This is a genomic window from Allobosea sp. Tri-44 (genome assembly GCF_004123845.1).
Classification (GTDB): Bacteria; Pseudomonadota; Alphaproteobacteria; order Rhizobiales; family Beijerinckiaceae; genus Allobosea.
Window position 1 is genome coordinate 643951 of record NZ_NBDP01000003.1, and the last position, 12509, is coordinate 656459.

The window sequence follows — 12509 nt, forward strand, 5'->3', positions numbered from 1 at the left end:
TCGATGCTCTGTGTTTCGCCGGCGGATTGCGGACCTGCTTGATCGAACGATCGCCAGAAGGGCTTTGAACTGGTCGCGCTTGTTGTAACTGTCGGCGCGAAACAGAAGGATTCCGAATGTTCGATCTCATTATCCGAGGTGGGCGCGTTATCGATCCGCAGACCGCGTTCGACGAGATGGCTGATGTCGCCGTCAAGGACGGGGCGATCGTCGCGATCGGAAGCCTTTCCCAACCGGCCGGGCGAACGCTCGACGCCGACGGCCTGATCGTCACGGCCGGGTTCGTCGACCTGCATGGACATGGCCAGTCGATCCCGGCCGACCGGATGCAAGCTTTCGACGGTGTCACGACCTCGCTGGAGCTGGAGATCGGCGTCCTGCCGGTGGCACGATGGTACGACGAGCAGGCCCATGCCGGCCGGGTCCTGAATTATGGCGCCTCTGCGGGCTGGATCTTTGGCCGGATCGCCACGCTGACCTCGCAGCAGACGCAATCGACGATCGAAGGCATGGGCCTCGCCATGCGCGACAAGCGCTGGGTCACCGATGCTGCCGATCCGGCCGAGACGGCGGACATTGTCGAGCGCGTCCGGACCGGCCTCGAGCAAGGCGGGCTCGGGATCGGCTTTCCCAATGCCTACGCGCCCGGAACCGGCATCAAGGAGATTTCCGAGCTCTGCAGCCTGGCCGCCAGCTTCGCCACGCCGACATTCACCCACATAGCCTTCATGTCGAACGTCGATCCGCTGAGCTCGATCGAGGGATATACGCGCCTGATCGGGCTGGCGGGCTCCACCGGCGCTCACATGCATATCTGCCACTTCAACAGCACGAGCCTGCTTGACGTGGAGAGGGCGGCGGAACTCGTGCGCAACGCCCAGGCTCAAGGCCTCAAGGTCACGGTGGAGGCGTATCCCTACGGCACCGGCTCGACGGTGGTCAGCGCTGATTTCTTCAGCGACCCGGCGTTTCCGACACGCTTTGGCACGGACTACAGCGCCATCCAGGTCGTTGCGTCGCGGCATCGGTTTCGCGACCGCGACGAGCTCCTGCGCGCCCAGCAGGAGAATGCGGGGGCGCTGGTCCTCATCCATTTCCTCGACGTGGCCGCCAACGACCGGCACAGAAAGCTGCTGGACGTCTCGGTCATGTTTCCAGGCGGCATAATCGCGTCCGACGCGATGCCCTGGACGTTGCCGAATGGCTCGACCTACACCGGCGATGCCTGGCCGCTCCCCGATGACGCGGTATCGCATCCCCGGTCTTCGGGGACGTTCACGAAGTTCCTGAAAGAATGGGTCCGGGAGCGACAGGCCATCAGCCTGCTCGATGGCCTCAGCAAATGCTCGCTCATCCCGGCGCAGCTGCTCGAGGGCTGCACGCCGGGCATGCACAAGAAGGGCCGCGTCCAGATCGGCTGCGATGCCGATATCGTCGCATTCGACTACGAGGCACTGACGGATCGAGCGGACTTCACCCGCATGAACGCGCCCTCCGAGGGCGTGCGGCATCTGCTGGTCGGCGGAGAGGCGGTGATCGCGGACGGAGATCTCGTCAGGGATGCTCGCCCAGGCCGCCCCATCCGGCGCCCGACGCTGTGATGGCGACGCCGATCCTGCTGATCGGGGGCTATCTGGGTGCCGGGAAGACGACGCTCATCAACCGGTTGCTTCAGGAGGCGCACGGAAAGCGCATCGCTGCGATCGTCAACGATTTCGGGGCCATCGATATTGATGCCGCACTGCTGGAATCATCCAGCGAAGGGCTCGTCAGCCTGAAGAACGGCTGCATATGCTGTTCGCTGCAGGGGGACCTTTTGCGGACGCTCGCTTCGGTGGTGAAACGCGACCCCGCCCCGGACGCCATCGTGATCGAGACCAGCGGCATCTCGGACCCGGCGGAGATCATCCGCAGCCTTCTCGATCCCGTGATCTTCAAGGCTGCGGCGCTGGAAACGGTGCTGACACTGGTGGACGGCTTGCGAGTCTCCGAAGACGCCGAGCTATGGGACGATCCGCTCTGGCTCTCCCAGGTGAGGTCGGCCGATGTGCTGCTCGTCACGAAAGCGGATCTGGCCGGCAGCCAGGCGGCCGAGCAACTGGTCTCTCAGCTCGAGCGCCGTTTCTTCCCAAAGCCGGTGTTTGCGCTTCAGGACGAGCTGCCGATGGAGCTGATGTTCGGCCATGGCCCGGGCGACCAGCGAGCGCTGGCACCGCTCCGCCCGACATCGCCTGCGACCTTCGAAACCGTGAGCTGGACTGCGCCCCGACCGCTGTCACTGGCCAAATTCCAGACCGCTCTCAATCTGATGTCGCAGAAGCTTCTGCGCGCCAAGGGCGTCGTGCGTTTTGCAGAGCAGCAATCCCAACCGCTGCTCTTTCAGCTCGTCGGCTCGCGCGCCACGCTGATACCTTCGCCCATCCCGCTCGGCGACGGTCTGGCGGCGGCGATTGTGCTGATCGGCCGAAAGGAGGTCGCCGACCTTGGCGATATCACCGCGCTTTTGAACGAGGCGGTGCTGCCATAAGGGTGCAACTGACGAGGCTTCATCAGTTGTCCCGGGACGCGCGGCGAATCGATTGCGGTGGCTGACCGAAGGCTCGGACGAAGGCACGCCGCATTCTCTCCGGATCGCGGAAGCCCGTCGTCTCGGCAACTCGCTCGATCGGCTCGCCCGACGACTTCACATGTTCGCGCGCCACCTCCAGCCGAAGCCTCTCGATCGCCTTGGATGGCGTGGAACCGGTTTCCACGGTGAAGATGCGGGCGAAATGGCGAGGACTGAGCCCGGCGCGATCGGCCAGGATCTCGACATTGAGAGGCTGATCGAGATGCTCGCGGACCCATGCGAGCAACGGAGCGAAGCGCCCGTTCGGCGTCTTGAATTCCAGCAGCGACGAGAACTGGGACTGGCCGCCGCTGCGGCGATGATAAAGGACGAGCTGGCAGGCAATGTCCTTGGCGACCGCCTCGCCGTGATCTTCCGCGGCGATCGCGAGCGCGAGGTCGATGCCTGCCGTGATGCCGGCTGAGGTCCAGACATTGCCGTCGCGGAGAAAGATCCGATCGGGATCGAGCTTCACCCGAGGATATCGCGAGACGAAATCCTGGGTGCGGCACCAATGCGTCGTCGCCTTGCGGCCGTCCAGCAAGCCCGCCGCCGCCAGAACATAGGCCCCGGAGCACACGCTCGCGACGCGTGTTCCGTCCTTCGCAAGCCGCTTCACGAAGGCGAGGGTATCCCGGCAATCGGTGGCCGCCTCGACGCCGAGACCTCCCGCGATGACCAGCGTGCTGATCGTCTTTGCCGAGCGCAGGCTGGCGGCCACCACCTCGACCCCGCTTGAACTGCGCACGGGCCCGGCCTGGGCGGCGACCATCTGGATCTCTGGGGCGTTCGGGACGAAGCGCCTGGCAATCTCGAACACCGAGGCAGGCCCTGAGGCGTCGAGCAACTGGAAGTCAGGGAAGATCAGTATCCCGATCATCGGCGTGTCCGTAAACGAGGGAACTGCGTCATTTCGACATAAATGCCATCATGGCAGGCTGCCATCGTCAAGTTAGCTTCGAGGTTCAAGTCATGTCCCAGTCATTCAAGTTCGGACTGCTGGTCTTTCCGCGCATCACGCAGCTCGACATGACTGGACCTCTCCAGGTTTTCTCCAGCTTGCCAGGGGCAGAAGTCCATTTGATCTGGAAGCGTATCGAGCCCGTACCGAGCGACACTGTCCTGGCCATCATGCCGACGACCACCGTGGTCGACTGTCCGCAGCTCGATGTCATTTGCGTCCCCGGCGGATACGGGACCGACGACCTGCTCAGCGACGATGAGATCCTTGGGTTCCTGCGCCGCCAGGCAGAGAAAGCGCGCTTCGTCACATCGGTCTGCACGGGTTCGATCGTCCTGGCCGCGGCGGGGCTGCTCAAGGATTACAGGGCGGCGACGCATTGGAGTGCGGTCGATGCGCTCCCCATGCTCGGCGCGACGATTTCGCGCGAACGAGTCTGCATCGACCGGAATCGGATCACGGGGGGAGGCGTCACCGCAGGCATTGATCTCGGCCTGACGGTCGTCTCCGAACTGGTGGATCGCCGCGCCGCCGAAGCGATCCAGCTGCGGCTGGAATACAACCCGGCGCCGCCATTTAATGCGGGATCTCCGGAGACGGCGCCGCCGGAGGTCGTGGACCTGCTGTTGAACAGGATGAAAGTACCGCGTCAGCATCGATTGGCGCTTGTCGGCGAGGCCGCCGCGAGACTGCGCTGAGTCCGGCGGAGGCGACTGCGTTCTCGGCGGCATGACGTCAGGTCGATGCTTGTCGCCGGAGATCTTCGAGAGGGGCTTTCAATGGCTGAAATCGAGGGAAATAGGCCGTTGTAGTCCTTTCCTGCCGGGCGCTAGCCTCGGCGACAGATCGGCATGGCCCCGCGAAGCGCCTTCGCTTTCCGGCCCAACCGAAGGAAAAGCCGCGAGAGTCGGCTCATCAGGGGAACAACAATGAGATCGGATCGCAGCATGCCGCTCCGGGGCGGCCTCGTTCGTGCTTTGCTCAAGGCCATCGTCGGCGTATGGGCCGCATTGGCGCTGATGACGGGCTCTTCCACCGCCCAGATCTCCGATGGCGTCGTCAAGATCGGCGTGATCAACGATCAGTCTGGACCGCTTGCCGATCTGGCCGGGCCAGGCTCGATCATCGCCGCGAAGCTGGCCGTTGAAGATTTCCAGAAGCTGGCCCCGTCGATCAAGGTCGAGATCGTCACGGCAGACCATCAGAACAAACCGGATATCGGGGCACAGATCGTGCGCCGCTGGTACGGCGTGGACGGCGTGGACATGGTGGTGGATGTCGGCAACTCGGCGGTCGCCCTTGCGGTGCAAGCGCTTGCTCGCGAACGGAACAAGCTGGTGATCTATTCGGCGGTCGGCACGGCCGAGATCACAGGCAAGCAATGCGCGCCCACCGGCCTGGCCTGGCTGCACGACAACTACAATCTGGTCGCCGGCCCCATTCGCAAGCTGAAGTCACAGGGGCTCGACACCTGGTTCTTCATCGCCGCCGACTATGCCTTTGGTCGGAACATGGTGGCAGAATCGCAAGGCATGCTCGCTTCCATTGGCGGGAAGAGCCAAGGCTCGGTCTTCCATCCTCTGGGGAATGCGGACTACGCCTCGTTTCTCATGCAGGCGCAGACCTCCGGCGCGAAGGTCGTGGCGTTTGCGAATGCTGGCGAACAGCTGGTTTCCGCGATGAAGCAGTGGAACGAGTTCGGCATGGGCCAGGGATCGCAGAAGGCGGTGGCGCTGCTAATGTTCCTGACCGATGTCCACAGCATGGGCCTCGAGATCGCCAAAGGACTGACCACCATTACGGCCTGGTATTGGGACCTGGATGATGAAACCAGGGCATTCGCAAAACGCTTCTTTACGGCGCATCGCGCCATGCCGACCGCTCCTCAGGCCGCGGTCTATTCATCGGTTCTGCATTATCTGAAGGCCGTTGCCGCAGCGGGGTCGGATGACACCGATCGCGTTCTTGAAAAGATGCGCGCCACCGCTGTCGATGATTTTTATGCCCGCGGGGCCATGCTGCGAGCCGACAACAAGCTCTATCACGACTTCTACCTCGTCCAGGCCAAGGAGCCCAAGGAACTGGACAAGCCGTGGGCGTACTACAAGATCGTGGAGAAGATCGCCGCCAAGGACGCGTATCGCCCGTTGAACGAAAGCGAGTGCCCGCTCGCCTCGGGCAAATGACGGCGACACTTTGCTTGGACGTTGTCGCCCCTGGTCACGCTGGCCGCACTTCGTTCATTCCGTCGAGTCGAAGTCGTCTTCTCCGGCGCTCAGGAGTGCCGCCAGCGTGCTGAGGCCGATGTCGAGCTGCTCCATGGTCGGTGTCGCCATGTTCTTCACCGTCGGCAACCTGCTCAAGGCGGCGCCGTGGCTGCTGCTGGTGCAGCCGAGCGGCCAGATCTGGGCGCTGATGGCGATTTGTCTGCCCGCCATCCCGGCCGGCATCTGGCTCGGCTGGCGGCTGCATGGCGCGCTGGACCAGCGCCAGGTTTATCGCGCCTGCTACGGGCTGCTGGTCGTGACCGCGCTGAAGCTGCTCTGGGACGGCGCCTCCGGCTTCCTGAGTTGATCCTCTCGTCCAAGCCGGGTGCACGTTCTAGGGCAGCACCCGCGCATTGCGCCGGATCGCCTGGCGTCGCTCGAACGGTCGATTTCTCAGCTTCTTGCCCGGCCAACGTCACGCGCCAGCATGAGCAATGCCAGCGCCGCTGCGGCCGATAACGCGACCAGGACCACCGTACTCGCCGCGAGCCCGGCTCGTTCGAGCATCACGGCAAAGGCAAGCGGCGCTGCGGCGCGGATGGCGAGGCCCGGCGCGGACAATTTGCCGAGCATCGCACCGTAGCCGGCGGGACCGAAGAGCTGGAGCGGAACCGTACCGCGCACGATCGAACTCAGGCCCATGCTGATGCCATAGGCGATCGCAAACAGCCCAGCGAGTGCGGCCGTACCGCTGGCGAAAGCGAGCAGAATGAACCCGAGCGGCATGAGCGCTCCCGAGACCCACGCCGTCGTCACCGGAGGAACATTGGTGCCGAAAAGCATCTCGATCAGCCGCCCGGTCACCTGTGACGGGCCGACCATGGCGCCGAAGGTGACCGCCAGCGCTGCGCTGAACCCGAGGCCCTGCAGCAGTGTCAGCATGTGAACCGACATGGTTGAAATGACGAAGCCCTGGAGAGAAAACGCGATCGCCAGCAGGACGAAGGCGCGTTGGCGGGCCGGACCGGCAAGGTAGCCATCAGGCTTTGACGTCTCGGACGGCCGAGCTGGCTTTGCAAGGGATGCTGCCCCACTTCGGGGCAGGAGGAACGCATGCAACGGCAGCGCCAGGACCAGGTAGCCCAGCGCATAAATCTGGTAGATCGTGCGCCAATCCGCCTGCACCAGCAGCGCAGTGGTGAGCGGCCAGAATAAGGTCGAGGCGAAGCCACCGATCAGCGTCAGCTTGCTGATCGCGCGCCGGGCTCCCGCGCCATGCGCCTGGGTGAGGGCCGTGAACGCGGCATCATAAAGGACCAGCGTCGATACGACCTCGAGGGCGATCATCGCCGCGTAGTAGCTCACCAATCCTTCAGCCCTGGACAGGGCAAAGAGAGACAGGCTTGCGAGCACGCTGCCGATGCTCATCATCCGACGCGTGCCGTATCGGTCGATCAGGCGCCCGGCGAAGGGCGCAGCCAGGCCTCCAGCGAGCAGTCCGAGAGCAAAGCCGCCATAGGTCCATTCGGGCGCCCAGCCCAGGCTCTTGGTCATGCCAGGCGCGAGCACCGCGAACGCGTAATAGAGCGCGCCGTAGCCGGCGACCTGAGTGACGCCCAGAGCGAGAATGAGCCCGATTCCGGCAGCCGGAGCCGGGCTCGTGTCGGAGGTGGCAAGCGTCGTCATTGCGCTTGCACGGCCTCGCTCGCCTTTGCGGAGCTGCTGCAGCCGCACCCAGCCTTGCCCTGCGTCTTGGCGGAGGCGTCGGCGGCGCAGCAGGCGTCCAGTTCGGTCGGAGCCGGGCCGCCGCAGCAACCGCCTGCGCTTTCGGGCGCGGTCGTGCATACTCCGGTTTCAGGCAGGACAAGCTGGACATCGTCGGCTGCCACCATATCGCCAGCAATTGCCGCGACCACCGAACGGGCCTGCTCATACCCGGTGAGCATCAGGAATGTCGGCGCGCGGCCATAGCTCTTGATCCCCGCGGTGTAAAAACCCGGTTCCGGGTGGGAGAGTTCGCGATGCCCGTGTGGTGGCACCGATCCGCAGGAGTGCAGGTTGGGATCGATCATCGGGCCGAGCGCCTTGGCGCTCTCCAGCCAGGGGTCGAGCTCGATACGCAATTCCCGGGTCAAGGTGAGGTCAGGACGCTGGCCCGTGCAGACCACGATCCGGTCGATGGACCCGATCGCGCGAGGGCCATCGGGTGTCTCGCCATCGAGGGCGAGTTGGCCGCTCGCCTCGCGCACCGTGGTCACCGCGAAGCCGGCGACGAGCTCGATGCGGCCGGCTTCGACGAGCTGCCGCAGCCTCTGTCCCAAATCCCCGCGTGCTGCGAGCTGATCGTCGGCACCGCCGCCATAGACACGGGACAGGTTGCTGCCGCGCGTCAGCCAGATCGCCTTGGTAGCGGGTTCCTGGGTCGCGAGCTCGGCCAGGTCGAGCAGCGCGTTCGCGGCGGAGTGGCCGGCACCGACAACCACCGTCGTGCGCCCGGCATAGCTGGCACGGTCGCCGCCGAGCACATCCGGAATGCTGTAGGCGATCCGATCGGCGAACTTTTCCTCGCCTTCGGCAGCTACGCCGCCTGCGCCGAGCGGATTCGGTGACGCCCAGGTTCCTGAGGCATCGATCACCGCCCGCGCGAGCTCGCGGCGGACGCGCCCGTCGCTGTCGACAATGGTCAATTGGAAGGGGTGCAGCTCGCGGGCGCGACTGACGACCTTGTCGATGCCGCGCCGCCCGATCGTCCTGACGCGCGCTCCGTACTCGATGACCGGCGCCAGGGCAGGGGATTGCGCAAGGGGCGCAAGATACTCCCGGACAAAGTCGGCGCCGGTCGGATAAACCGCCTCGTCTGGCGCCCGCCAGCCGGCCTTTTCCAGCAGCGAGCGGGCCGCTTGATCGACATTGTAGGCCCATGGCGAGAACAGCCGAACATGGCCCCAGTCGCTGATGTTCGCGCCGGCCGCAATGCCGGCTTCGTAGACCTTCACGGCAAGGCCGCGCGCAACGAGGTTAGCCGCGGCGGCAAGTCCGACAGGACCGGCGCCGATGACGGCCACAGGAAGTTCCATCATCATAAGCTCTCCTGTTATCCTAGAAGGATCGAATTAACCGGCAAATAAAAAGCTACTCAAGCAGCCTGATCGGACTTCGCTGCGCAGGTTTCGTCAGCGCAGCATTCATCCGCGAGGAAGCCGAGCAAGGCGGCCATCGCAGGATATTGGGCTCTACAGATCAGGGTCGTGGCCTGCCGCTCCTGCGAGACCAGCCCGTTCTGCACTAGGCGCTGAAGGTGGTGCGAGAGGGTCGAGGCCGGGATGCCCAGACGCTCCTGCACCTGGTTGACCGGCAGCCCGCCGTGGCCGGCGCGGACCAGGACCCGGTAGAGCTCAAGACGGGTCGGATTGCCGAGCGCCTCAAGCTGCTTTGCAGCTTCTTCGATTTTCATGGAAATATGTTATGCTGTCCGCGAAAAGCCGTCAATCAATATTTCGACGATTGTCGAATTATTCGGCGGCCTGCACTTTGCGGACGCTGCCGCCGCGCTCGTACCAGCCCTTCGACCCGTTCACGATCCAGACCACGGTGAGCATGACGGGAACCTCGATCAACACGCCGACGACGGTGGCGAGCGCCGCTCCGGAGTTGAAGCCGAACAGGCTGATGGCGGCAGCGACGGCCAGCTCGAAGAAGTTCGAGGCGCCGATCAGTGCAGACGGACCGGCCACGCAGTGCTGTTCGCCGGCAATCCGGTTCAGCAGGTAGGCGAGACCGGCATTGAAGTAGACCTGGATCAGGATCGGCACCGCAAGCAGCGCGATCACCATCGGTTGCGCCAGGATCTGTTCGCCCTGGAAGCCGAAGAGCAGGACGAGCGTCGCAAGCAACGCCAGGAGCGAGGCCGGGCCAAGCCGGCCGAGCAGGCGATCCAGCGCCGCCTGCCCGCCGTTCGCGAGGACACGGTTGCGGACGAGCTGAGCGACGATCACCGGGAGGACGATGTAGAGCACGACTGACAGGACAAGCGTTCCCCAAGGCACCGTGATCGCCGACAGGCCGAGCAGCAGGCCCACGATCGGTGCGAAGGCGACAACCATGATCACGTCGTTCAAAGCGACCTGGCTCAGCGTGAAATGCGGCTCGCCCTTCGTCAGGTTCGACCAGACGAAGACCATGGCGGTGCAGGGAGCTGCTGCCAGGATGATGAGCCCGGCGATATAGCTGTTGATCTGATCGGCCGGCAGCCAGGGCCGGAACAGCCAGGCGATGAAGAACCAACCCAGCGCCGCCATCGAGAACGGTTTCACCGCCCAGTTGATGAACAGCGTGACGCCGATTCCGCGCCAATGCCTGCCGACCTGGCCGAGCGCGGCAAAGTCGATCTTCAGCAGCATGGGTATGACCATCAGCCAGATCAGCACGGCAACCGGCAGGTTGACCCTGGCGATCTCGGCCGCGCCGATGGCTTGGAACACGCCGGGCATGACATGGCCGAGCGCGATGCCGACGACGATGCACAGTGCAACCCACAGCGTGAGATAGCGTTCGAAAGTGGACATGGGGACCTCAGGCGAGAGCGACGGGGCGGCCGGCGGCGTCGACGACGAGCTCGCCGTCTTCCTTGCGGAATTCGCCCAATTGCGGTGGCAGCAGAGACAAGACTGCCTCGGACGGGCGACACAGCCGCACCCCCTTCGGCGACACGACGAGCGGCCGGTTGATCAGGACCGGATTGGCCTCGATCGCGTCGAGCAAGGCATCGTCGGAGAGGTTCGGATCATCGAGCCCGAGCTCGGCGAAGGGCGTACCCTTCTCCCGAAGAATCTCGCGGACTGTCAGCCCTGCGCGGGCCAGGAGCTGCTGCAGCAACGCCCTGGTCGGCGGCGTCTTAAGGTACTCGATCACATGCGGTTCGACGCCGGCATTGCGGATCAGGCCAAGCGTGTTCCGCGACGTCCCGCAGGCCGAGTTGTGGTAGATGACGACTTCCATCACCCCACCTCCGGACGGGAGCCAGTCGTTCCTTCGAGGCCACCGATCTGCCGGACGCGCTGCGCCAGCGCCATCTCGTCCAGGCTGGCGACAGGGAGCGAAAGCAGGACGTTGATGCGATTCCTGAGGTAGCGCAGCGCCGTCACGAAGGCCCGCTCGCGCTCGATCTCGGTGCCTTCGACATTCGAGGGGTCTTCGATTCCCCAATGCGCCGTGATCGGCTGGCCGGGCCAGAATGGGCAGGCTTCGCCGGCCGCCTGATCACAGACGGTGATGACCATATCCATGACGGGCGCGCCGGGTGCCGCAAACACGTCCCAGGTCTTAGACGACAACCCCGCGGTCGGAATGCCCTCGGCCTCGAGTACCTTGAGCGCCATGGGCTTTGGGCCGGGGCCGCCTTCGCTGCCGGCGGAGAAAGCGTGAAAGCGTCCCTCGCCGAGGTGGTTGAGCATTGCCTCGGCCATGATGGAGCGGGCGGAGTTATGCGTGCAGAGGAACAGCACGTTGTGGATGCGATCAGGCATCGGTCGTGACCTTCGGAGGACAGCAGGGGCTGAGTTCGGCCAGCAGCGGCGCGCAGATCTCCGCACGACCACCGCAGCAATCCTTGAGCAAGAAAGCGATGACGGCCCGCAGCGCTTCCAGGTCGGCGCGATAGACGATCGAGCGGCTGAAGCGCTCCGACCGCACGAGGCCTGCGCGGCTCAGGATGCCGAGATGCGACGACATCGTGTTGTGTGGGACTTCGAGGTGCCGGGCGATCTCTCCGGCCGGCAAGCCGTCGGGCTCCGCGGCGACCAGCAAGCGGAAGACGTCGAGCCGGGTGGTCTGCGCCATTGCGGCGAGGGAGAGGATGACCTGCTCATTTTCCATATGTCGAGACTTATCGACATATTGGCGCTGCCGCAAGTGGGGAGGGCTATGTTGATGCTAGGACCAACCCGCCGCGCAAAGCGTGGGCCCAGTCGGCCCGGCCGTTGGCTTCGGCGCGGCGTGCTGCATGCTCCCAGTCATAAGCGATGGCGTGATGCTCCACCGCTGCCGCATCAGCCATCGTCACCACCGCGAAACGGGCATGCGGTGCGCCGCTTTCCGAGACATGAAGGCTCGGATGCGTGGCCTGGTAGGCCGGATTGCCGACGCTGCCGGGATTGACGACAACGGTGCCGTTGCCGAGCCGCAGCAGGCGCGGCTGATGGCTGTGCCCGCACAGGACCACGGCAGAACCGGCCGCACCGATGAGAGCCTCGACCGCCTCCGGATGGGCCGCGACCAGGCGCCCGCTTTCGATCTCGTCGAGGAGATAGGTTTCGTCGTCCTGCGGGCTGGCATGAAAGCAGCGCGCCTTGCCGATCTCGATCTCGAACGGAAGAGCCGCCAGCCAGTTGCGCGCCTCCGCGTCGAGGTCCCGCCAGGCGAAAGCGTCGGACGCGCCGAGCCCATCCGGAGATAGCGCTCCGAGCGCCCGGTCATGATTGCCACGGACATGGCTCATCGTGCTGGCGCGTAAGAGCCGCACGGTCTCCGCCGGCCAGAGCGGGCCCGAGGCGCAGTCGCCGAGATTGACGACAGCGTCGATGGCCAGCCCGGCGAGCCTGGAGAGCACGGCTTCGAGAGCCGGCAAATTACCGTGCACATCGGCGATGACGCCTAGCCGCATGTCGCAAATCCTAAATCCAGAGCCGGCTCAGTGCCAGCCAGCCCTTGATGGCCCGTCTCGGGGCTCGCGCCA

Annotated in this window: 12 protein-coding genes and 2 pseudogenes; 5 read left to right on the top strand and 9 right to left on the bottom strand. The window is 64.8% G+C overall.

Features of this window, described 5'->3' with window-relative positions; genetic code table 11:
- Positions 1–110 precede the first annotated feature (110 nt).
- Together B6S44_RS03200 and B6S44_RS03205 are read left to right on the top strand one after the other, a co-directional pair.
- Positions 111–1601: pseudogene (locus B6S44_RS03200) on the top strand (amidohydrolase family protein); the annotation flags it as partial.
- Positions 1601–2527 carry a CobW family GTP-binding protein gene (locus tag B6S44_RS03205; RefSeq protein WP_129155290.1) on the top strand — a complete coding sequence of 309 codons (927 nt, stop codon included), beginning with the start codon at positions 1601–1603 and terminating at the stop codon, positions 2525–2527. The pseudogene B6S44_RS03200 and the gene B6S44_RS03205, both read left to right, overlap by 1 nt.
- Before the next feature lie 22 nt (positions 2528–2549).
- On the opposite strand, the gene B6S44_RS03210 is transcribed toward B6S44_RS03205, so the two are convergent.
- On the bottom strand, positions 2550–3488 hold the full coding sequence (locus B6S44_RS03210) for a GlxA family transcriptional regulator (protein ID WP_129155291.1): 939 nt from the start codon (positions 3486–3488) through the stop codon (positions 2550–2552).
- 92 nt (positions 3489–3580) lie between these two features.
- On the opposite strand from B6S44_RS03210, the gene B6S44_RS03215 reads away from it, so the two are divergent.
- The 3 genes and pseudogenes from B6S44_RS03215 to B6S44_RS03225 all read left to right on the top strand — a co-directional run.
- Complete coding sequence (locus tag B6S44_RS03215) at positions 3581–4267, top strand: DJ-1/PfpI family protein (protein WP_129155292.1); 687 nt, start codon at positions 3581–3583, stop codon at positions 4265–4267.
- A gap of 249 nt (positions 4268–4516) precedes the next feature.
- Complete coding sequence (locus B6S44_RS03220) at positions 4517–5755, top strand: ABC transporter substrate-binding protein (RefSeq protein ID WP_129155293.1); 1239 nt, start codon at positions 4517–4519, stop codon at positions 5753–5755.
- Between the two features lie 145 nt (positions 5756–5900).
- Positions 5901–6143: pseudogene (locus B6S44_RS03225) on the top strand (sulfite exporter TauE/SafE family protein); the annotation flags it as partial.
- Between the two features lie 86 nt (positions 6144–6229).
- Here the strand turns inward: B6S44_RS03225 and B6S44_RS03230 are convergent.
- Genes B6S44_RS03230 through B6S44_RS03265 form a run of 8 tightly spaced genes read right to left on the bottom strand, consistent with a single transcriptional unit; the run spans position 6230 to position 12437 of the window.
- Positions 6230–7462: an MFS transporter gene (locus B6S44_RS03230; RefSeq protein ID WP_164985703.1), complete on the bottom strand. Its 1233-nt coding sequence runs from the start codon at positions 7460–7462 to the stop codon at positions 6230–6232.
- Positions 7459–8859, bottom strand: coding sequence for an FAD-dependent oxidoreductase (locus tag B6S44_RS03235; RefSeq protein WP_129155295.1), 1401 nt, complete (start codon positions 8857–8859; stop codon positions 7459–7461). Before B6S44_RS03235 ends, B6S44_RS03230 begins: the two co-directional genes overlap by 4 nt.
- A 53-nt stretch (positions 8860–8912) precedes the next feature.
- The gene (locus B6S44_RS03240) at positions 8913–9230 is read right to left on the bottom strand and encodes an ArsR/SmtB family transcription factor (RefSeq protein WP_129155296.1); all 318 of its coding nucleotides are present in this window, start codon (positions 9228–9230) and stop codon (positions 8913–8915) included.
- 58 nt (positions 9231–9288) lie between these two features.
- Positions 9289–10341 (bottom strand): ACR3 family arsenite efflux transporter, encoded by a 1053-nt coding sequence (arsB, locus tag B6S44_RS03245; protein WP_129155297.1) that lies wholly within the window; start codon positions 10339–10341, stop codon positions 9289–9291.
- Positions 10342–10348: 7 nt separating this feature from the next.
- Positions 10349–10774, bottom strand: coding sequence for an arsenate reductase (glutaredoxin) (gene arsC, locus B6S44_RS03250; protein WP_129155298.1), 426 nt, complete (start codon positions 10772–10774; stop codon positions 10349–10351).
- The gene (locus B6S44_RS03255; RefSeq protein WP_129155299.1) at positions 10774–11301 is read right to left on the bottom strand and encodes an arsenate reductase ArsC; all 528 of its coding nucleotides are present in this window, start codon (positions 11299–11301) and stop codon (positions 10774–10776) included. The genes arsC and B6S44_RS03255 overlap by 1 nt, the downstream gene beginning before the upstream one ends.
- Positions 11294–11650: an ArsR/SmtB family transcription factor gene (locus tag B6S44_RS03260; RefSeq protein WP_129155587.1), complete on the bottom strand. Its 357-nt coding sequence runs from the start codon at positions 11648–11650 to the stop codon at positions 11294–11296. Before B6S44_RS03260 ends, B6S44_RS03255 begins: the two co-directional genes overlap by 8 nt.
- Positions 11651–11696: 46 nt before the next feature.
- Positions 11697–12437, bottom strand: a complete 741-nt coding sequence (locus B6S44_RS03265) for a metallophosphoesterase family protein (RefSeq protein WP_129155300.1) — start codon at positions 12435–12437, stop codon at positions 11697–11699.
- Positions 12438–12509 lie beyond the last annotated feature (72 nt).